Source organism: Blattabacterium cuenoti, from assembly GCF_014252315.1.
Lineage (GTDB): Bacteria > Bacteroidota > Bacteroidia > Flavobacteriales > Blattabacteriaceae > Blattabacterium > Blattabacterium cuenoti_AI.
Window position 1 is genome coordinate 276,060 of the sequence record NZ_CP059216.1, and the last position, 22,665, is coordinate 298,724.

Genomic DNA, 22,665 nt, shown 5'->3' on the forward strand with positions numbered 1-22,665 from the left:
TAAAACTTTATTTATCAAGAATATTTTAACTTACTAATAACCTCTTTTGGATTGGAATCGGTAAAAATAGTTGATCCAGACACCAATATATTAGCTCCGTTTTTAAATAAAAAAAATGAATTTTCTAGATCAACTCCTCCATCTATTTCTATCAAAGCAGACGATCTTTTACTTATAATTAAATTCTTTGCATCTTCTATTTTAGAATATGTATTTTTTATAAATTTTTGCCCACTAAATCCAGGATTTACACTCATTAATAATACAAAATCTATATCATTAATAATTTCTTTCAGTAATAACACTGGTGTATGAGGATTAATAGCTACACCAACTTTAATTCCATAATTTTTTATATAAGTAATAGTTCTATTTAAGTTAATACATGTTTCATAATGAATATGTATATGATCTGCTCCATATTCTACAAGTTGTTTTATATAAGGATATGGATCTGATATCATTAGATGAACATCTATAGGTTTAGATACATATTTTTTTACATGTTTAACAAATAAAAAACCAAATGATATGTTGGAAACAAAAGATGAATCCATAATATCAACATGTATCCAGTCGGCTTTACTTTCATTTAACATCTTTATCTCTTTATATAAAAAAGATAAATTTGCTGACAATAAAGATGGAGCTATAATTCTTTTTTCATATTTAACCATAATTTATTAATTACAATTTATTTTATTAATGATTCATCAATTCCGTTACTAGAAAAACCACCATCATGATACAAATTCTGCATTGTAACCTTTCTAGTTAAATCTGAGAATAAAGTAATTATATAATTAGCACAATCTTGTGAAGAAGCATTTCCTAATGGAGACATTTTATCTGATAATGTAATAAATTTATCAAATCCTTTAATAGATTTAGAAGATCTACTTACAACAGGAGATTGTGATACTGTATTAACTCTAACTTTTTCCTTAATTCCCCAATAATATCCAAAATTTCTAGCAACACTTTCTAAATAAGATTTATGATCAGACATATCTCCGTAAAATGGAAAAATACGATGAGAAGCTATATAAGTTAATGCAACAATTGATCCCCATTTATTTATAGCCTTTTTATTCCATGCTACTTTCATTATTTTATGAAAAGAAACAGCAGATATATCCCATCCTTTACGTAAAAAATCGTAGTTTAACATAGTATAATCCAATTTTTTTCTGATATTTTCAGACATTGCTATAGAATGCAATAAAAAATCAATTTTTCCTTTCAATAAATCTAAAGTTTTATCAAATAAAATATTAATATCTGAAATAGATGTAGCATCTGCTGGAATAATAATTGAATTTGTTTTATTAGATAAATCAATAATTTTATTTTTACTTATTCTAAAAGATATTGGAGTGTTTGTCAACACAAGACTAGCACCTTCTTCATAAGCACGTTCTGCAACTTTCCAAGCAATAGAACTTTCATCTAAAGCACCAAATATAATACCTTTTTTACCTTTTAAAAGATTGTAAGACATATTTTTTTTCTTATTTAAAAACATCTTGTATAATTGTAATATAATCCAACTTTTCCCATGGAAAAAGTTCTACTTGTCTATTTACAACATTTCCCATTGCATCTGAAAAAGATTTATATACTTTTCTTGGGGATTTTCCCATATGACCATACACAGCAGTATTTTCAAATATAGGATTACATAAATTAAGTCTTTTTTCTATTGCATAAGGTCTTAGATCAAAAACTTTATTTATATTGGATGCTATAACTTCATCATTTATTTTTGATTTTCCATAAGTATTAACAAAAATATTTATAGGTTTTTCTATTCCTGCAACATAAGATATTTGTAATAAAACTTCATCCGATATGCCTGATGCAACTATATTTTTAGCTATATGTCTAGCTTCATAAGCTCCAGATCTATCCATTTTAGATGGATCCTTTCCAGAAAAAGCCCCACCACCATGAGCCCCTCTACCTCCATAAGTATCTACAATAATTTTTCTACCAGTTAGGCCTGTATCTCCATTAGGGCCTCCTATAACAAATCTACCTGTAGTATTTATATAATATTTTGTATTATCCGTAAATAATTCTTCTATGTCGTAATATAGAAAATTTTTTTTTAATCTAGGAATCAATATATTTTTAACGTCCATATTAATCTTTTTATGCATATTTTCTTTTGTATCAAATTCGTCATGTTGAGTAGAAACTACTACGGAATTAACATGAATAGGAACGTTTTTATCTGAATACTCAACTGTAACTTGTGACTTAGAATCTGGACGTAAATAAGTCATTATTTTTCCTTCATTTCTTATATCAGATAATTCTTTTAATAAACTATGAGAAAGTTCTAATGATAATGGCATATAATTATATGATTCTTTTACTGCATAACCGAATACAACACATTGATCTCCTGCTCCTATATTTGATAGGGGGTTTTTATTATTCAATTGTAAATTATGATTTCTAATCCCTTTAATTAAATCCAAAGATTGTTCTTTAATAGCTACAATAATACCACAAGAATTTGCATTGAAATTATATTCGTTTTTGGTATAACCTATTTTTCGTAAAACATTACGAGATATATTTTGAACATTCACCAATGTATTAGCATTTACTTCTCCAGCTATTATAATTTGTCCAGTTGTTACCATAGTTTCTATAGCTACTTTTGCATTTTGATCAAAAGCTAGAAAATTATCTAATATAGCATCTGATATTTGATCAGAAATCTTATCTGGATGACCTTCTGAAACAGATTCACTGGTGAATATATAAGCCAAAACTATTTCATAGTTTTATTTTGAATCTTAATTGATTCTTGATGTAATAATTTAAAAATATTTTTTAGAAGTTGTTCAGGAATACCTAAATCTTTTCCTAAGTTAATAGATTGTTTCATAATAATATTCCATCTATTGGGTTGTAAAATATTTATATCCAAATTTTTTTTTATTATACCTAATTTTCTAGAAATATTCATTCTTTCTGATAAAATAGAAATAATATTTTCATCTAATTCATCTATCAATAGTCTAAAAGACTCCAAATCCCTTTGATTTTTTGTAATATAATCCTTATTTGAATTTGAATAAAATGATTTCAAAAAATCTAACAATATATCCGGGGTTATTTGTTGATTAGAATCGCTCCAAGCCTTACTTGGATCATAATGACTTTCTATCATAAGTCCATCGCAATTAAAATAACGAATAGATTTATTCGATATATCAAATAACCTGTCTCTATTTCCACATATATGTGAAGGATCACATAATATTGGTATTTCCGGAATTATATTTTTAATTTCTAATACTAATTTCCAATTAGGTTGATTACGATATTTCAAACTTTTATAAGTATAGAAGCCTCTATGTATTAATCCAATTTTTCTTATTCCTTTTTTATATAATCTTTCTACTGCCCCTATCCATAACTCTATATCTGGATGAATTGGATTTTTAACTAAAACAATTTTATCATTTTGACCAACTAAAGAGTCTGCTATTTCTTGAACAAGAAAAGGATTTGTAGTGCTTCTAGCACCTATCCATAATATATCTACATCATGATTAATACATAATTTAACATGTTCTTTGTTAGCAACCTCTGTTGCTATATAAATTCCATTATTTTTTTTAACTTCTCTTAACCATTTTAACCCTTCTATTCCTATACCTTCAAAATTTCCAGGTTTTGTTCTTGGCTTCCATATTCCAGCTCTAAATGCATGAACATAAGATTTTCCTTCGTTTTTTAGTAATCCGTTTGCAGTATTAAAAATTTGCATTTTACTTTCTGCACTACAAGGCCCAGATATTATAAAAGGGTTATTACAATTATCAATCCAAGATCTATCTATATTTTTATTTAAAACATCCATCACAATACATTTTAACAGTTTACAAAATATTTTATTATAATAATAATTATTTATTTTATTATTTACTCATCTTTATCTTTTTTATTCATGTTTATATACTTTTTTATATTATTTGATTCATTTATATATTCATACAAATTAGAAAATTTATTTCTAGATAAATAATTACGAAATAATTTTATACAACTTATATATAAATTAATAGAATTAATTATATTATTCTTATTAGATAAGAATATAGGATTCCAAGTATTTGGATTACTATTTGCCAATCTTACATTAGAAATTAAACTGCTTCCTATCATTTTTTTAAAAATTATTTTTATATCATTTTTTTTATCAAATTTATTTAAAATCATTCTAGATAAAGAAAAAGAAATTACATGAGGTAAATGAGAAGTATATGATATATAAAAATCATGTTCTTTAGAACTCATATAAGTTATATGCATATTCATAATAGTAGAAAATATTTTTTTTACTATTACTATTGCACTATGATCACTTAATTCATAATCGCAAATAATACAATTTTTTTTATCAAAAAGGGTACAATCTGCTGATTTTGCCCCAGAAAATTCAGTACCAGCAATTGGATGTGTAGCAACAAAACGATTTCTATTGGGATGATTGTATACACTATTACAAATAGTGTATTTAGTCGAACCAGTATCTAATACTACCGTGTTCTTATTTACGTCAATTCTATTAAGAATATCAGGTAATATATGAATTATATTATCTACTGGTGTACACAATATAATTATTGAAGATTTTTTAATTAAATATTGATAAGAAGTTATTTCATCAACAATTCCTATTTTCTTTGCATAAGAAGAATTATTATCATTTAAATCTGTTCCTATAACTTTATACTTTTTTCTTAATATTAACCCTATTGATCCTCCAATTAATCCTAATCCAATAATACCAATTACACTCATAAAAATATTCTATTTTTTGCTACTTTTAAAATTTCTATAGGACAACAAATCGAAAATCTAACATATCCTTTTCCATTAGTTCCAAATATACTACCAGGAGTAATGAATATATGATACTTATTTAAAATTTTTTCCGACCATACAATATCATCTTCGTTATTATTTAATCTAGCCCAAACAAAAATACCTGAATTATTTTTTTTTGAATATTTCATTTTGAAAAAATCACATATATTCCATATTATTTTTCTACGGTTAGAATATTCATTATTGATAATTTTAAACCAATTTAAATCATTTCTCATAGCCTCTATAGCTCCAATTTGAATTGGATAATACATCCCAGAATGCATTTGACTATTAATTTTTAATATATTTTTAATAAATTTTTTTTTACCTATTACCATTCCAACACGCCATCCTGGCATATTATAATTCTTGCTTAAAGAATTTAATTCTAATGCAACATTTTTAGATTCTCTAATATTGAAAATACTTAAAAAGGATCCATTTTTATTATCTGTTATACAGCTATAAGGATTATCATATACAATTAAAATACGATTTTTTATTGCAAAAGAAACTATTTTTTTCAGTTCCATAAATTGAATATTAGCACCTGTAGGCATATGAGGATAGTTTATCCAAAAAATTTTAACTTTAGATAAATTTAAAGATTCTAAAAATTGTATATCAGGAATCCAATTATTTTTTTCATTTAAATTGTAATAAATAATCTTTGCTCCTAATAATTTAGATACAGAAGAATATGTAGGATATCCTGGGTTTGGAATTAATACTTGGTCTCCTTTATCCAAATAACACATACTAATATACATAATACCCTCCTTAGATCCTATCAATGGTAATATTTCATTATTAGGATCTAAATTTACCTTATATATTTTTTTATACCATTTAGATATAGAATTACGTAAATCTTTTAATCCTATATAACTTTGATAAGCATTTGCATTATTTAATTCTGATGCTTCTTTCATTTTTTTTATTACGCCATATGGAGGAGTAATATCTGGATTCCCAATTCCTAAATTAATCACATTAATTCCATTTTTTTCAATGGAATTAATCTCTTTCATTTTTTTAGAAAAGAAATATTCTGATATTTGATTAATTCTATCAGAAGACTTTATAATCATATCAACTTTTTTGTTTAATTAATTATGCAACATTCCATTTTTATATTCCCCCATAATCGTTATGTTATGGAGAAAAGGTATCTCTTTTATTTCTTTTTTTAATTTATTGTAATAAATTATATTATCAAATATAATATCTATATAAAAAGAATATTCCCAAGGACGTTGTAAAATAGGAATGGATTGTATTTTTGTCATGTTAATTCCAATATCCGATATAAAACTTAATAGTTTAGATAAACTACCAGTGGTATGTAATATGTCAAATTTTAATGATGCTTTATTAAATAAATTGTTTTTTTTATTATTATGTTTATTTTTAATTACAAAAAATCTTGTAAAATTATTTTTAGTAGTTTGAATATTATCATACAAAATTTCTAATCCATATTCACGAGACGCGTATTCTGAAGCAATTGCTGCAACTTTTTTCTTATTGTATTTAGAAATATATTTTGCTGCAGAAGCTGTATCCATATATTCAGATTTTTTTAAGTATGGATGAGCGTCCATAAATAATTCACATTGCAAAAAAGCCATAGGATGAGAAATAATTTCTTTTATATCTTCTATTTTTTGTCCTGGAAATGCCATTAAATGATGTTTTATAGGCATATAAATTTCTCCTACAATTTTTATATTATATTCGGAAAGAAGATTATAATTACTAAGTATAGTACCTGCTATAGTATTTTCTATAGCCATAACTCCAGCATATACATCAGATTTTGATACAGATAAAGCTAATTTCCTAAAAGAAGAACATTCCATCAACTTATAATTTTTTTTAAAATACTTAGAAACAGCAGCATGATGAAAACAGCCTTTTATACCTTGTATTGCTATTATATTCATATAGACATATCCTACTAAATATTTTAAAATAAAATTAAGTAATTACCAATAATAATCATAAATTTTATATTTATAACAAATATAAGTAAATCATCAAAAAATTTTTTCATAATATAATATATATGATAAAATTTGAATAAAAATACAACACAAAGAAATATAACCTTAAATGAAATGGAAAAAGAAAATAAAATTTCATCATTATCAAATTCATTATCATCCATTTCTGTTCCATCATCAAAAGATAGTTTTTGGAAAAAATTATTAGCGTTTACTGGTCCTGGATTATTAATTGCAGCAGGATATATGGATCCAGGAAATTGGGCTACAGATATAAATGGAGGATCTAAATTTGGATATACACTTTTATCAGTTATATTTTTTTCAAATATATTTGCTATTATTCTACAATATTTATCAATTAAATTAGGAATTGTATATGAAAAAGACTTAGCTCAATCTTGCAGAGATAATTATCATCCTATTATTAATTTTGTGTTATGGCTATTTTGTGAAATAGCTATTTGTGCATGTGAATTATCAGAAATTATTGGTTCTGTACTAGCATTAAAATTACTTTTTGGAATTAATACAATATGGGCTATATTAATCACTGTTACAGATGTATTATTTATATTATTCTTTCAATCTAAAGGATTCAGATATATAGAAATCATAATTGCCGTATTAGTACTAATAATATTGATTTGTTTTGTATTCGAAATTTTAATATCTAAACCTAACATTACTCTTATTTTAAAAGGAATAATCCCTAACAAAAAAATAATTACAAATCCAGAATCTATTTTTATATCAATAGCTATATTAGGAGCTACCGTTATGCCTCACAATCTTTATCTTCATTCTAGTATAGTTCAAACTAGAAATTATCCAAGAACTATAGAAGGTAAAAAAATGGCTGTAAAATATGCAACAATAGATAGTATTTTATCATTATTATTAGCATTTTTTATTAATTCCTTTATATTAATTGTTTCTGCAGCAACATTTCACAAATATAAATATCATATCATAGATATAATGGAAGCACATAAAATTTTAATTCCTATATTAGGAAATTTTTCAGGCATTCTTTTCTCTATAGCCTTGTTAGCTTCAGGGCAAAATTCTACTTTAACTGGAACTATAACTGGACAAATAATAATGGAAGGATTTATAAATATTAGGTTAAAACCTTGGATAAGAAGAATTATAACAAGAACAATATCTATCATACCTGCAATAATAATATATATTATATATGGAGAAGAAGGAGAAACTAAACTGTTAATAATAAGTCAGATTATTTTGTCTTTACAATTAACATTTGCAGTTATTCCATTAGTTTGTTTCACTGGAGATAAAAAAAAAATGGGTATTTTTGTTAATGGAACAATAATAAAAATATTGTCTTGGACAATATCTATTATCATAATATTACTGAATATAATTATGATATATAAAAATTCATGAATCAGACAATACCTCAAATGACAACGTAATACTATGTTTTCTATGTATACAAATAATTGCTTGATATTTACCAATTGATTTAATTGGTTTATTACCAGTAATTTTAATAAATTTTTTATCTATATTTATTCCTTTTGAATTTAATATTTCCATAATTTTTTGATTATTTATAGATCCAAATAGCTTACCATTTTTACTTACTTTAACTGGTATTTTTATATTCAATTCTTGTATTTTTTTCTTTATATAATTTGATTTTTCTATTAAAATACGTTCATTTTTAAATCTGTTTTTTAAAGTTTCTTTTATTCTTTTAGCATATACACATGATGATAACACAGCAAGTCCTTTTGGAAAGAGATAATTTCTAGCGTATCCAGCTCTAACTTCTAATTCATCATACTTAAATCCTAATTTTTCTATATCTTTTTTTAATAAAATTTTCATAATTAATTTGATTTATCTCAAATCATCTGTAACAAAAGGTAATAATCCAATTTGTCTACATCTTTTTATGGCATAATTTAATTTATTTTGATTTTTTTGCATAGTCCCAGTTATACGTCTAGGCAATATCTTCCCTTGTGAATTAAGAAATTTAATTAAAAAAATTGGATCTTTATAATCTATATATTTAATTTTCCTTTTTTCAAAATAGCAGTACTTTTTTTCTATTTTAGTTTCTATTTTTACAGGAGACAAGTATCTTAAATCACTTTCTGATGAAGATGATTTTACATTTATATTTTTTTTTTGATCATTTATATTTTTTTTTTGATCATTTATATTTTTTTTTTGATCATTTATATTTTTTTTTTGATCATTTTGATTATTATTTTTTGATATCATAATTATTTATGTTTTATACTATCATTTTCTTTTAATTTTTTTCTTCTTTTTTCTGCATATTCTATTCCATATTTATTCAACTTAACAGTTAAAAAACGTAATATCCTTTCATCTTGTCTTAATTTCAATTCTAAATCAAAAATAAAATTAGGACTTAATAAAAATTCAAATAAGTGATAACATCCACTTTGTTTTTTTCTAATAGAATAAGATAATTTTTTCAACCCCCAATGTTCTTGATAGACAACTCTACCTTCTTTTTTAATCAAGTAATCTTCATATTCTTTTGCTGTATTTTTTGCTTGATCATCAGATAATATAGGGGTAATTATCACAACACATTCATAATGCCTAAGCATAATTAAATTTATGAAATATTAACAATAACAAATTTATGAATTATTAATGAAATTATAAAAATTTAATTTTTTCTATTAATTTTTTTATACGGATAAAACATTCTTTTTTTCCTAACATTTTAAATATTATAAATAATTCAACTCCTTTTATTCTTCCTACTAATGATAACCGTATTAATTGTAACAACACTTTTTTATCTTTTTCTTTGTAAAAAAAAGACTTTAATCTATCAAAAGAAAAATTTTTCATACATAATTTATTATTTATATATTCCAATTTATGGATACCATATTTTGGATTTACATATTTAAATAAACTATAATCATAGCTATCAGGAGCTACAAAAAAATAATAAGAATACTTCCATATCTCATGAATAAAACAAATCCTATTAATAGTTAAATGAATAACTTTCCATATATATTTTTTTTCAAAAAACAAAGAACGTTTTTTCAATTCTTCAACAAGAAAAATAAAAATATCTTTCTTTTTATTTTTAATATATTGTTTATTAAACCAAATAGCTTTTTTAATATCAAAAAAAACACCAGATTTACTAATATTATTTATAGAAAAATAATTTATTAATTCTTGTAAAGATAATATTTCCTTATTATCTCCAGGATTCCATCCTAATAAAGCTATCATGTTAATAAATGATTCAGAAAAAAATCCTAACTCTCTAAATCCAGGAATAATTTTTTTATTAATAGGATCTTCCCATTGTATAGGAAATATAGGATAAGAAGATGATGATATATTTCTTTTACTAATTTTTCCTTTTCCATCTTTTCTCAAAATTAATGGTAAATGAGCAAAATATGGAGGCTTCCATCCAAAAGAATTGTATATAAGAATATGAAAAAATACAGATGAAATCCATTCATCTCCTCTTAAAACATGAGTAATATTCATAATATGATCATCAATAGTATTAGCTAAATGATATGTTGCTGATTTATCCGATTTCAACAAAATTTTATCATCTAAATAATTTGTATTAATTTCCATATATCCTCTAATCATATCCGAAGCCTTTAATATTATTCCAGGATTAATTTTAAATCTTACTACATAAGAACAATTAGATTTCAATCTTCTATTTAACTCATTTTTTGTCATAGATAATGAATTATCCATATTCATTCTAACATTATGATTATAAGAAAAAGTTAATCCTAATTTTTCATATTCTTTTCTCTTATTAAAGAGATTTTCATCTGTATCAAATGCATAATAAGCATATCCGTTTTTTAATAATTTATTTAAATAAAATTCATATATATGATTTCTTTTAGATTGATAATAAGGATAATGAGGGCCTCCACATCCAACTCCTTCATCAGGATTTATTCCACACCAATTCAATGTTTCTAATATATATGATTCAGAAATAGGATTTAATCTTTTTTTATCAGTATCTTCTATCCTAAGAATAAATGTACCATTATTCTTTTTAGCGAAAAGATAATTGTACAAAGCTGTTCTTACTCCTCCTAAATGAAGAATCCCAGTGGGACTAGGGGCAAAACGAACGCGAATAGGTTTTAACATATATATTACTTTCCAATACAAAATTTAGAAAATATATTATTTAATATATCTTCATTTGTTACTTCACCAGTAATTTCATATAAAAAATTCATTGCATTTTTTATATGTATAATAATAAAATCTTCAGATAATCCTTTGTTAAAATTGTTAATAGATAATAATATTTCCTTTAATGAATTATGAAAAGACTCATAATGTCTTATTTGTGTTACAATAATTTTATTTTTTTTTATTCTGTTTATAAAAACAGTACTTAAAACATGAATTACTTTTTCTATATCTATATGATTTATTGCAGAAATTTTAAAAAAATAAGGAATACTTGATATTCCACAAAAATCTTTAAAAGAATATATATCTTTTTTATTTGCCAATACGAATATAATTTTTTTTGGATATTTCATATTAAAATCACGTATTTCGTTAAAAATTATTTTTTGTTCTGTATTTTTTACACAAGCATTAAATAAATAAAATATAACATGAGATTCATCTATCTTATCCATAGTTTTTTTAATTCCTATAATTTCTATAGGATCATCAGATTTACGTAATCCTGCTGTATCTATAAAACGAAATAAAATTCCTTTTATATTAATAGTTCCTTCTAAAAAATCTCTAGTAGTTCCTTTTATAGGAGAAACTATAGAACGATCTTCTTTAAGAACTTTATTAAAAAAGCTAGATTTTCCTACATTAGGATTACCTATAATAACAACATTTACACCATTTTTTATAGCATTACCCAATGAAAAAGATTCTACTAAATATTTTAATTTATTTTTTATTTCATTCAAATAATAATATATTTTTTTTTTGTTATCACAAATTAAGTTATCCTCAGAAAAATCTAATTCTAATTCTAATAAGGAAACCAAATTCAAAAATTTTTTCTTTAATTTTTTTATTTCTTTATTTAAAGATCCTTTAACTTGTTGAAAAAAAATATTGTGACATGATTCGTTTTCAGATTTTATTAAATCTGAAATAGCTTCTGCTTGTGTTAAATCCAATTTTTTATTTATGAAAGCACGTAATGTAAATTCTCCTGGACGAGCTATTCTAATTCCATTAGAAACTAATAACCGTAAAATTCTTTGATATATATATTGAGATCCATGACAATAAATTTCTATCATATTTTCTCCTGTATAAGAATGAGGACTTTTAAAAATAGATATCATTACTTTATCTATTTCTTTTTTTATTTTTTCACCATATCCTTTTATATAACCCAAATGAATTGTATGTGTTGATTGATTAATTAATCTTTTCTTTTTTTTATTTAAAAAATGAAATATATTTTCGATAATATATATTGAATTATATCCAGAAATACGAATAATGGAAATAGCACTGTATCCATAGGGAGAAGTTGCTAAAGCTGCAATAGTATCATTATCTAACATAATTTAACATTTAAAAAATATTATTTTTATGTATTCATTATATCAATTTTACAATATATTCATAAAAAAATTAATAAAATTGTATCAAAAAAAAGAATTAGATAATATATTTTTCTTATTAACTACTAATGTTTTAAAATGTGATAAAACATCCGTATTTATGCAATTAGTTAAAAAAGAAAACATAGATTTTTTTTTTATAAAAAATTAGTAGAGAAATTAGAAGAGTTAAAAAAAAATAAACCAATTCAATACATTCTTGGAATGACTTACTTTTTAGAAATGAAATTTCTAATTAACAAAAAAGTTTTTATTCCGAGACCAGAAACAGAAGAACTTGTACATTGGATTATTAAAAATCATTTTAATAATAAAAATAAAATGCAAGTATTTGATTTATGCACAGGTAGTGGATGTATAGGTATTTCTTTAAAAAAAAAATTATCAAATATTATTGAAAATGTATATGCAATAGATTTCTCTAATGAATCTATCAAAATTGCTCGAAAAAATGCTGTATTGAATAATGTAAAAATAAATTTTATGATTACAGATATTATAAAAAATATAGATTCAATTCCTAATTCAATTATAAATAATAATTTTACTAATCTTATAGTAAGTAATCCTCCGTATATAAAAACGTCTAATAAAAAAAATTTACATTATAATATTATTTGTTATGAACCACATGATTCTATATTTGTTTCTGATAAAAATCCGATAATTTTTTATAAAAATATTTCTTCATGGATTATTAAAAAATTTAATGGAATTGTTTACTTATATTTTGAAATAGATTCAATTTATAATAATATAATTACTAAAAATTTAAAATCATTAGGGTTTTTTAATATAAAAACTAAAAAAGATTTTCAAGGTATTTACCGAATGATATATGCTGAATATCATTCAGGTTAAATAAACTTAAATAAAATGAAAAAATCAATAAAAAAAATACAAGACTTAAGAAAACAATTATTAGAATATAGTCATAAATACTATAATTTAAATTATTCAGAAATTTCTGATTATCTTTTTGACCAAAAATTAAAAGAATTAATTTCTTTAGAAAAACAGTATCCTGAATTATATGATCCAAATTCCCCTTCTAAAAAAATAGGATTAGAAGTAGAAAAAGATCATATAAAAAATCATAATTATAAAATGTATTCTCTTCAAAATGCATACTCTAAAGAAGATTTAATAAATTGGAACAAAAAAATAAATAAATCATTAAGTAATTTTTCTTTTATATGCGAATTAAAATACGATGGAATATCTATAAATCTTGTATATAAAAAAGGTATATTTATACATGCATTAACTCGTGGTAATGGTCTTATTGGAGAAAATGTTACAGATAATGTAATAAAATATATAAAACCATCTATTCCTTTAAAATTAAACGGAAATAATTTTCCTAATTATTTAGAAATAAGAGGAGAAATATTTATTACTAGAAAAAATTTCATTAATATTAACAAACTTCGTTTAAAAAACGGAAAAAATTCATATTCAAATTTTAGACATGCAGCTAGTGGAATAATAAGATCTAAAAATATAAAAATTAAAAAAAAATTCAATTTATCATTTATAGCATTTCATGCTTTAGGACAAGAATTTTATACTCAATATGATGCTTTAAATAAAATACAACATTGGGGGTTCGAAGTGTCTAACATAATACGTGTTTGCTACAACTTAAAAGATGTATTTAATTTTATAAATTACTGGAAATTATTGAGGCATACACTTTATTACCAGATAGATGGAATAGTTATAAAAATAAATGAATATAAAAAACAATTGTCTGTTGGATATACTATAAAATATCCAAAATGGGCAATTGCTTACAAGTTTAAACAAAATGTTTTCGAAACTAAACTAATAAATATAAAATTTCAAGTAGGTAGAACTGGAATAATAACTCCAGTAGCTCATGTTAATCCTATTTCAATTTCTGGAACTATAATTAAAAAAGTAGCTATTTACAATAACAATTTCATTCAAAAGAATGATCTCCATTATGGAGATATTATTTTTTTAGAAAAAAGTGGAGACATTATTCCAATAATAAAAAATATAAATAAATCAAAAAGATCTAATAATACATATCCTGTATTATTTTTAAGAAAATGTCCATCATGTAATCATTCATTGCAAAAAATAAAAAATATATTTTATTGTATAAACAAAGATTGTTCTTATATAAAAATTATGAAATTGATACACTTTGTTAGTGAAAATGCTATGAATATAAAAGGTATAGGCAAAATTACTATAAAAAAATTGTATGAAAAAAGAATAATTTATGACATTCATCATTTCTTTAAACTAAAAAAAAATGATTTGATGAAGATTAATGGAATAAAAGATAAATTAGCTGATTATATATTAATAAATATTAATAAATCTAAAAAAAATTCTTATCAAAGAGTATTATATTCTTTAGGAATACGTTATGTTGGAGAAAATGTTTCTAAAATATTATCAGAATATTTTTATAATATTAAATTATTAATAAATGCAGATTATAATTATTTAATATCTATACCTGGAATAGGTGTTAAAATAGCTAAAAGTATCATTGACTATTTTTATGATTATAAAAATATATATGTAATAAAAATGTTAATCCAACATGGATTAATTCTATCAAAAAAAAAAATAAAAAATAATCATTATATAACAGGAAAAAATTTTGTATTTACAGGAAAATTATATTGTATGACTAGAATAAAAGCAAAAACAATAATAGAATCATTAGGAGGAAAAGTATACACTAATATTAGTAATAAAATTGATTTTCTTGTAGTTGGAAAAAACTTTGGATCAAAATTTAGAAAAAGTATTGAAAAAAAAAATATAAAAATTTTAACAGAATCTTGTTTTAAAAAGATTATTAAAAATATCAATGAATAAATTCAATACATTCATCATATAATAATTAATCATAAATAAATGAAATGAAAAAATCATTGATAAAATGATTTTTTTTTTAATAGTAGAAAACAGTATATTTAATTAATGGAAATTCATTAAAAATTAAAATAATGATACCCATTTTTTTTACATCATTATTAAGTATGAAATCTATTTTTTTATATGTTACTAAAAAATATATTTACTGAATATAAATCTGGATTTGAATCTGAAGCGGAGTTTATACCGTTGATGAGTCAAGATGAAGAAGATCAACTTCTAAAAGACGATGTCCCAAAACAACTATGCATCTTAACAGTAAGAAATATGGTTTTATACTCCGGAATCGTATTTCCAATTATAGCAGGTAGGAGTGGATCTATCCAGTTATTACAAGATGCTTATGAATTGGATAAAACAGTTGGAGTATTAACTCAAAAAAATTCTGTTATAGAAAACCTTAGTGAAAAAGATCTATATTCTATTGGAACAGTAGCTAAAATTTTAAAATTGTTAAAAATGCCTGATGGAAATACTACTGTTATTTTACAAGGAAAAAAAAGATTCAAAGTTAATCGTTTTATTCAAAATGATCCATATTTTAAAGCGGAAATAATCGCTTTAGAAGAAAATAAACCATCATGTAAAGATAAAGAATATATCGCTTTAGTAGAATCAATTAAAGAAATTGCAATAAAAATTATTCAAGATAATCCTAATATTCCATCAGAAGCTAGTATTGCTATACGAAATATAGAAAGTCCATCATTTTTAATAAACTTTGTAGCAGCAAATATGAATTTATCTACTAAAGACAAACAGAAATTATTGGAATATGATGATATAAAAAAAAGAGCGATGGAAACATTACGTTTTTTAAATATAGAACATCAACAGATTAAATTAAAAAACGATATACAATCTCGTGTTAGAAATGATATGGATCAACAACAAAGAGAATACTTTTTACATCAACAAATAAAAGCCATACAGGAAGAATTAGGAGATATTTCCTATGAAAAGGAAATTGAAGATATGAAAATAAAAGCTTCTAGAAAAAAATGGCCTAAAGAAGCAAAAAAACAATTTGAAAGAGAATTGTTAAAAATGCAAAGAACAAATCCACAAATGCCTGAATATACAGTACAAAGAAATTATTTAGAGCTAATGGTGGATTTACCATGGAACAAATATTCAAAAGATAGTTTTGATTTAGAATATGCACAAAGAATATTAAATAGAGATCATTATGGATTAGACAAAATAAAAGAACGTATTATAGAATATTTAGCCGTATTAAAATTAAGAGGAGATATGCGTTCTCCTATTTTATGTTTTTATGGTCCTCCTGGTGTAGGAAAAACTTCACTAGGAAAATCTATAGCAACTGCACTTAAAAGAAAATATGTCCGCATTTCTTTAGGAGGATTACACGATGAATCAGAAATACGAGGACATAGAAGAACTTATATAGGAGCTATGCCTGGAAGACTATTACAGTCTATACGAAAAGTGGGAACTTCTAATCCTGTTTTTGTAATTGATGAAATCGATAAAATGGGAATAGGAACTAATGGAGATCCTTCTTCCGCTATGTTAGAAGTTTTAGATCCTGAACAAAATACATCATTTTATGATAATTTTCTAGAAATGGGTTATGATTTATCAAAAGTATTATTCATTGCCACAGCAAATTCATTATCTCATATACAACCAGCTCTTATAGATAGAATGGAAATTCTAGAAATGAATGGATATACAGTAGAAGAAAAAACTCAAATAGTAAAGAAACATATACTTCCTAAACAGTTGAAAGAAAATGGATTAAAAAAATCAGATTTAATATTAGGAACTAAACAAATAGAAAAAATTATTGAAAGCTATACAAGAGAATCTGGACTAAGAACATTAGAAAAACATATTGCAAAATTAACACGTTATATAGCTAAACATATTGCAATGAAAAAAAAATATACTAAACGTTTAAGTATTGAAAAAATAGAAAATATACTAGGAATTCCTAGTGATCCAGATCGTTATGAAGAAAATAATGTTCCAGGAGTAGTAACAGGGTTAGCTTGGACCAATTTTGGAGGAGATATTTTGTATATAGAATCAATTATATCTAAAGGAAAAGGAAATTTAAGTATCACTGGAAATCTAGGAGAAGTTATGAAAGAATCTGCAACAATTGCTTTACAATATATTAAAGCTCATTATAAAGAATTTAATATAGATCCTATAATGTTTGAAGAAAAAAATGTACACATACATGTTCCTGAAGGAGCAGTCCCTAAAGATGGCCCGTCTGCAGGTATAACGATGTTAACATCAATGGTTTCATGTTATACAAAAAGAAAATTAAAACCTTATTTAGCAATGACTGGAGAAATAACATTAAGAGGAAAGGTTTTGCCTGTAGGAGGAATTAAAGAAAAAATTTTAGCAGCTAAACGTGCTAATATAAAAGAAATTATTTTATCACAAGATAATAAAAAAGACGTAGAGGAAATAAAATCTGAACATCTAAAAGGATTAACATTCGATTATGTAAAAAATATGAATGATGTAATTCATTTATCCTTAATGGAACAATATGATTCAAGTAGAAAAAAATAATGAACAATTAATTAAATTAGCAAACAAATACGGAACTCCGTTATATATATATGATACTTGTAAAATAAAGAAACAGTATCAAAAAATGTTATATGCTTTTAAAAATATTAAAAAAAATTTTTTGATAAATTATGCTTGTAAAGCAAATACAAATTTAAATATATTAAAATTTTTACAAAAATTAGGTAGTGGATTAGATACTGTTTCTATTCAAGAAATAGAGATAGGATTAAAAGCTGGATTTTTACAAAATAAAATTATATACACTCCTAACTGTGTTTCTATTAATGAGATAAAAAAAGCTGTCGAATTAGGAGTAAAAATTAATTTAGATAACATATCTATTTTGGAACAATTTGGAGAATATTTTCCTAATTATTCTATAGGAATAAGGATAAATCCACATATTATGGCTGGATCAAATCCAAAAATATCAGTAGGCCATATTGATTCTAAATTTGGAATTTCTTATTATCAAATTCCACATATAAAGAAAATAATAAGAAATACAAGGATAAATATAGATGGATTACATATGCATACAGGATCTGATATATTAGATATTAAATCATTTTTAGATGGAGCAAAAATATTATTTCAAATAGCTTTAGATTTTCCTGATATTAATTATATTGATTTAGGAAGTGGATTTAAAGTCCCGTATACTAAAGGAGATAGAAAAACAGATCTATCTTGCTTGAGCAAGATCATAATACAAGAATTTAATAATTTTTGCAAAAATTATAATAAAAACAAAAAAGATAAAGATATTACATTAATATTTGAACCAGGAAAATTTTTAGTTAGTGAATCAGGATATTTCTTGGTAAGTGTAAATGTAATTAAACATACCATGTCAACTGTATTTGCTGGAGTAGATTCAGGGTTTAATCACTTTATTCGTCCTATGTTTTATGACGCTTATCACAATATAGAAAATATTTCTAATCCAAGTGGATGTTTTCGATACTATACAGTAGTCGGTTATATTTGTGAATCTGATACATTTGGTTTTAATCGAAAAATTGCAGAAATCCATGAAGGAGATGTTTTATGTATTAAAAATGCTGGTGCTTATTGTTTTTCTATGTCTTCTAATTATAACTCTAGGTATAGACCCTCTGAAGTTATGATTATAAACGGAAAAGATTTTTTAATAAGAAAAAGAGAAACAATGAAAGATCTTTTACAAAATATAGTAGAAATACCTATTTAATATTTTTTATGGAGAGGTGGCAGAGCGGTTAATTGCGGCGGTCTTGAAAACCGTTGAGGGAAAACCTCCGGGGGTTCGAATCCCTCCCTCTCCGTTTTTTTTTAATACACTGATTTTTTTAATTTATCTAATTGTTTTTTAATAATATCATCATTAATTTTTTTAAATAATAAAGTATCATCACCTAACAAATGACCAGGATGCAACATTGTTTTTGTATGAGTTATATAATCCCATGAAACTAGTTTTGATCGAATCATTATCAAAATTTTTTTTGATATATGAGGTAGAAAAGGTTCAGATATTTGAGCTAAAATAGAAACAATCTGTATTGATACATAAAGAATAGTATCAACACGTTTTTTATCTTTATGATTATTCCATGGCTCTTCATCAGTTAAATATTTATTTCCAATTTTAGCTAAGTTCATAAAACACGTTATAGAATCTTTGAACTTATATGATTTTATTAATTGACCTATTTTTTTTGTACAACATTTTATTTCGTTTAAAATGTATTTATCCTTATTAGAAAATATTCCTGGCGTAGGAACTATTTTATTATTATGTCTCTTAATTAAGACCATACATCTATTTATAAAATTTCCTAATATTGATACTAATTCTGTGTTATTTTTTCTTTGTAAATCTTTCCAATTAAAATTACTATCTTTTTTTTCAGGCATATTTGTGATAAGTGTATATCGTAAAGTATCTTGTTGGTTTGGAAAGTCTTTCAAGTATTCGTGACACCACACAGCCCAATTTTTAGAAGTTGATATTTTTTTATTTTCTAGATTTAGAAACTCATTAGCTAAAATATGATGAGGAAAAATATATCCTTTGTCACATGCTTTTAATATAGTTGGAAAAATTATACAATGAAATACAATATTATCTTTTCCAATAAATTGAATTAGTTTAGTTTTTTTATTTTTCCAATAAGAACTCCAATTAACATTATTCCTATTAGCCCATTCTATAGTAGATGATATATAACCTATAGGAGCTTCAAACCATACATACAATACTTTTCCATTATTATATGGGACAGGCACTCCCCACTCTAAATCTCTTGTTATTGAACGAGGTTTCAATCCAATATCTATCCAAGATTTTGATTGTCCATAAACATTTAATTTCCAATCTTTTTTATGATTAATTATAATCCATTTTTTAAGAAAATTTTGATATTTGTTTAAAGGAAAGTACCAGTGTTTAGTTTTTTTTAATATTGGTATACTTCCACTTATAACAGATTTTGGATTTATTAATTCTTCAGACGATAATGAATTTCCACATTTTTCACATTGATCTCCATAAGCTTCCTTGTTATTACAAAAAGGACATATTCCATAGATAAATCTATCTGCTAAAAATTGTTTGTATTTATTATCATAATATTGATCGGATGTTTTTTCGAATATTTTTTTTTTTATCAAAAGTTGTTTAAAAAAAGATATCGATATTTTATGATGAATTTTATTGGAAGTTCTTGAATAATTATCAAATTGTATTCCAATATCATTGAAACAATTACGAATCATATTATGATATTTATTTACAATCTCTTTAGGAGTTTTTTTTTCTTTTTTTGCTTGAATTGAAATAGGAGCTCCATGTTCATCTGAACCAGATATAAAAATTACATCTATACCTTTTCTTCGAAGAAAACGAACGAAAATGTCTGCTGGTAAATAAACTCCTGACAAATGTCCAATATGAATTGGTCCATTTGCATATGGTAATGCTGCTGTTACTATATATTTATATTTTTCCATAAAAAAAAAGAAAATATACTAGTATAAAATTAAATAAAATAAATTCAACATAAATTATGAATTACAATAAAAAGTTATTTTTAATAGATGCATTTCCTATTATTTATCAAGGATTTTATGCATTAAAAAAAAATCCTTTATTTACATCTTTTGGATTGAATACTTCTCCTATTATAAATTTTACGCATTTTATAATAAATATTTTGAATGAAGAAAATCCAAAATACATGGCAATTATATTCGATGGAAATCAAATATCTTTTAGAAAAAAAATATATAAAGAATATAAATCAAATAGAAAAAAAACTCCAATAGAAATTAATATATCTATTCCTTATATAAATAAAATTTTAAAAGCATTTCAAATTTTTTTTATTTATTCCAATTATGGATATGAAGCGGATGATATTATAGGGACTATAGCCAAAAAAGCAGAAAATAAAGATTATAATGTATATATTTTATCTTCTGATAAAGATTTCTTACAATTAGTAACAAATAATATTAAAATTTATATTCCATCTTCTAAAAATAAACCAAAAAAAATTTTAGGATTAAATGAAATAAAAAGTGATTTTGGTGTTAATGATCCGAAACAAATGATAGACTTATTTAGTATGATGGGAGATTATTCTGATAATATTCCTGGATTACCAGGAATTGGAAAAAAAAATGCCATAAAATTTGTTAATAAATATGGAAGTATTGAAGGTCTATTTCATTCAATTAATGAATTGAATAAAAATTTAAAAAAAAAAATTGAATTTAATAAAGAAATAGGACTTTTATATAAAAAATTAATTACTATAAATACAAACATTTCATACATTAACTTTTGTGAAAAAAAATTTTGTATAAAAAATCCAATCTTTACAGAAGTAAAAAATATATTTAAAGAATTAGAATTTCGTATGTTATTCAATAAGTTTTGTCAATACTATAAAAAAATAAATAATTTATAATTTTTTACTTTTGATAAATATTATACTTATTAATATAATTCCAAACTTTTGAATGTAGAAATGGTTTAACATTTTTTCCTTTTTTAATAGAATTACGTATGAAAGAAGAAGATATTCCAATAATAGGCGCATTTTTCAAATATATTTTCTTTTTTTGTTTAAATACAGGAATAGGAAAATTTCCTATTCTAGGATAAACAAAAATATCATATTCGTTTAAAATAACTTGATAGTTCTTCCATTTTCTTAATGAAGAAAAAACATCTTCTCCAAGAAGAATAGAAAATTTTATTATTGGATACATCTTTCTAATACGATTTAGAGTCTCTATTGTATAAGATGGATAAAACCCTGATTCAATATCTGATATGTTCATTTTTTTAAAATCAGATATAGATATTTTAACCATATTTTCTCTAATATTATAATCTAATAAGTTTTTTTTTAGCGGATTTTGTGGTGATACTATAAACCAAACAGAATTTATATTTTCTATATATTCTACGATATAATTCGCAATAATAATATGACCTAAATGAATCGGATTGAAAGATCCAAAATATAGTATTATATTCATATTATAATATAAAATATTATAAAAAATAAATAACAATACATTACAACATTAACATTATTTACTTGTATTTAAACTAAAATAACATAATAATAAATAAA

The 22,665-nt window shown here is 23.4% G+C and carries 21 protein-coding genes and 1 tRNA gene; 8 read left to right on the forward strand and 14 right to left on the reverse strand.

Features of this window, described 5'->3' with window-relative positions:
* Window positions 1-14: 14 nt before the first annotated feature.
* The 7 genes from rpe to H0H39_RS01370 all read right to left on the reverse strand — a co-directional run bounded on the left by rpe (window position 15) and on the right by H0H39_RS01370 (window position 6,842).
* Entirely contained in the window at window positions 15-677 is a 663-nt protein-coding gene (gene rpe / locus H0H39_RS01340) for a ribulose-phosphate 3-epimerase (protein ID WP_185877597.1), read from the reverse strand.
* Window positions 678-694: 17 nt separating this feature from the next.
* Window positions 695-1,501 (reverse strand): enoyl-ACP reductase FabI, encoded by an 807-nt coding sequence (locus H0H39_RS01345; RefSeq protein WP_185877598.1) that lies wholly within the window; start codon window positions 1,499-1,501, stop codon window positions 695-697.
* A gap of 10 nt (window positions 1,502-1,511) precedes the next feature.
* Window positions 1,512-2,783 (reverse strand): methionine adenosyltransferase, encoded by a 1,272-nt coding sequence (gene metK / locus H0H39_RS01350; protein WP_185877599.1) that lies wholly within the window; start codon window positions 2,781-2,783, stop codon window positions 1,512-1,514.
* A 2-nt stretch (window positions 2,784-2,785) separates the two neighbouring features.
* Window positions 2,786-3,883, reverse strand: coding sequence for a chorismate mutase (locus H0H39_RS01355; RefSeq protein ID WP_185877600.1), 1,098 nt, complete (start codon window positions 3,881-3,883; stop codon window positions 2,786-2,788).
* A 62-nt stretch (window positions 3,884-3,945) separates the two neighbouring features.
* Window positions 3,946-4,827, reverse strand: a complete 882-nt coding sequence (locus tag H0H39_RS01360) for a prephenate dehydrogenase/arogenate dehydrogenase family protein (protein ID WP_185877601.1) — start codon at window positions 4,825-4,827, stop codon at window positions 3,946-3,948.
* The gene (locus H0H39_RS01365; RefSeq protein ID WP_185877632.1) at window positions 4,824-5,984 is read right to left on the reverse strand and encodes a pyridoxal phosphate-dependent aminotransferase; all 1,161 of its coding nucleotides are present in this window, start codon (window positions 5,982-5,984) and stop codon (window positions 4,824-4,826) included. The genes H0H39_RS01360 and H0H39_RS01365 overlap by 4 nt, the downstream gene beginning before the upstream one ends.
* A gap of 21 nt (window positions 5,985-6,005) precedes the next feature.
* Window positions 6,006-6,842, reverse strand: coding sequence for a prephenate dehydratase (locus H0H39_RS01370; protein ID WP_185877602.1), 837 nt, complete (start codon window positions 6,840-6,842; stop codon window positions 6,006-6,008).
* 174 nt (window positions 6,843-7,016) lie between these two features.
* On the opposite strand from H0H39_RS01370, the gene H0H39_RS01375 reads away from it, so the two are divergent.
* Window positions 7,017-8,315 (forward strand): Nramp family divalent metal transporter, encoded by a 1,299-nt coding sequence (locus tag H0H39_RS01375; protein WP_185877633.1) that lies wholly within the window; start codon window positions 7,017-7,019, stop codon window positions 8,313-8,315.
* Here the strand turns inward: H0H39_RS01375 and rplI are convergent.
* The 5 genes from rplI to mnmE all read right to left on the reverse strand — a co-directional run bounded on the left by rplI (window position 8,310) and on the right by mnmE (window position 12,487).
* Complete coding sequence (gene rplI, locus H0H39_RS01380; RefSeq protein ID WP_185877603.1) at window positions 8,310-8,762, reverse strand: 50S ribosomal protein L9; 453 nt, start codon at window positions 8,760-8,762, stop codon at window positions 8,310-8,312. The two genes, H0H39_RS01375 and rplI, sit on opposite strands and share 6 nt — an antisense overlap.
* Window positions 8,763-8,774: 12 nt before the next feature.
* Window positions 8,775-9,080, reverse strand: coding sequence for a 30S ribosomal protein S18 (gene rpsR, locus H0H39_RS01385; RefSeq protein WP_202984895.1), 306 nt, complete (start codon window positions 9,078-9,080; stop codon window positions 8,775-8,777).
* Window positions 9,081-9,166: 86 nt separating this feature from the next.
* Window positions 9,167-9,523 carry a 30S ribosomal protein S6 gene (gene rpsF / locus H0H39_RS01390; RefSeq protein ID WP_185877604.1) on the reverse strand — a complete coding sequence of 119 codons (357 nt, stop codon included), beginning with the start codon at window positions 9,521-9,523 and terminating at the stop codon, window positions 9,167-9,169.
* Window positions 9,524-9,575: 52 nt separating this feature from the next.
* Window positions 9,576-11,078, reverse strand: coding sequence for a glutamate--tRNA ligase (gene gltX / locus H0H39_RS01395; protein WP_185877605.1), 1,503 nt, complete (start codon window positions 11,076-11,078; stop codon window positions 9,576-9,578).
* Window positions 11,079-11,083: 5 nt separating this feature from the next.
* Window positions 11,084-12,487 (reverse strand): tRNA uridine-5-carboxymethylaminomethyl(34) synthesis GTPase MnmE, encoded by a 1,404-nt coding sequence (gene mnmE / locus H0H39_RS01400; protein WP_185877606.1) that lies wholly within the window; start codon window positions 12,485-12,487, stop codon window positions 11,084-11,086.
* Between the two features lie 28 nt (window positions 12,488-12,515).
* On the opposite strand from mnmE, the gene H0H39_RS02940 reads away from it, so the two are divergent.
* The 6 genes from H0H39_RS02940 to H0H39_RS01425 all read left to right on the forward strand — a co-directional run bounded on the left by H0H39_RS02940 (window position 12,516) and on the right by H0H39_RS01425 (window position 19,341).
* The gene (locus H0H39_RS02940) at window positions 12,516-12,698 is read left to right on the forward strand and encodes a hypothetical protein (protein WP_238785665.1); all 183 of its coding nucleotides are present in this window, start codon (window positions 12,516-12,518) and stop codon (window positions 12,696-12,698) included.
* A 44-nt stretch (window positions 12,699-12,742) separates the two neighbouring features.
* Window positions 12,743-13,408: a methyltransferase gene (locus H0H39_RS01405; protein WP_238785667.1), complete on the forward strand. Its 666-nt coding sequence runs from the start codon at window positions 12,743-12,745 to the stop codon at window positions 13,406-13,408.
* A gap of 15 nt (window positions 13,409-13,423) precedes the next feature.
* Window positions 13,424-15,412 carry an NAD-dependent DNA ligase LigA gene (gene ligA, locus H0H39_RS01410; protein WP_185877607.1) on the forward strand — a complete coding sequence of 663 codons (1,989 nt, stop codon included), beginning with the start codon at window positions 13,424-13,426 and terminating at the stop codon, window positions 15,410-15,412.
* Between the two features lie 183 nt (window positions 15,413-15,595).
* Window positions 15,596-18,031 (forward strand): endopeptidase La, encoded by a 2,436-nt coding sequence (gene lon / locus H0H39_RS01415; protein ID WP_185877608.1) that lies wholly within the window; start codon window positions 15,596-15,598, stop codon window positions 18,029-18,031.
* On the forward strand, window positions 18,009-19,247 hold the full coding sequence (lysA, locus tag H0H39_RS01420; RefSeq protein ID WP_185877135.1) for a diaminopimelate decarboxylase: 1,239 nt from the start codon (window positions 18,009-18,011) through the stop codon (window positions 19,245-19,247). Before lon ends, lysA begins: the two co-directional genes overlap by 23 nt.
* Before the next feature lie 10 nt (window positions 19,248-19,257).
* Window positions 19,258-19,341: transfer RNA gene (locus H0H39_RS01425), tRNA-Ser, on the forward strand.
* Between the two features lie 7 nt (window positions 19,342-19,348).
* On the opposite strand, the gene metG is transcribed toward H0H39_RS01425, so the two are convergent.
* Window positions 19,349-21,028: a methionine--tRNA ligase gene (gene metG, locus H0H39_RS01430; protein ID WP_185877136.1), complete on the reverse strand. Its 1,680-nt coding sequence runs from the start codon at window positions 21,026-21,028 to the stop codon at window positions 19,349-19,351.
* 56 nt (window positions 21,029-21,084) lie between these two features.
* Here metG and H0H39_RS01435 point away from each other — a divergent pair, with 56 nt between their 5' ends.
* Window positions 21,085-21,990: a 5'-3' exonuclease gene (locus H0H39_RS01435; RefSeq protein ID WP_185877137.1), complete on the forward strand. Its 906-nt coding sequence runs from the start codon at window positions 21,085-21,087 to the stop codon at window positions 21,988-21,990.
* 4 nt (window positions 21,991-21,994) lie between these two features.
* On the opposite strand, the gene nadD is transcribed toward H0H39_RS01435, so the two are convergent.
* Window positions 21,995-22,567 (reverse strand): nicotinate (nicotinamide) nucleotide adenylyltransferase, encoded by a 573-nt coding sequence (gene nadD, locus H0H39_RS01440; RefSeq protein ID WP_185877138.1) that lies wholly within the window; start codon window positions 22,565-22,567, stop codon window positions 21,995-21,997.
* Between the last annotated feature and the right edge of the window lie 98 nt (window positions 22,568-22,665).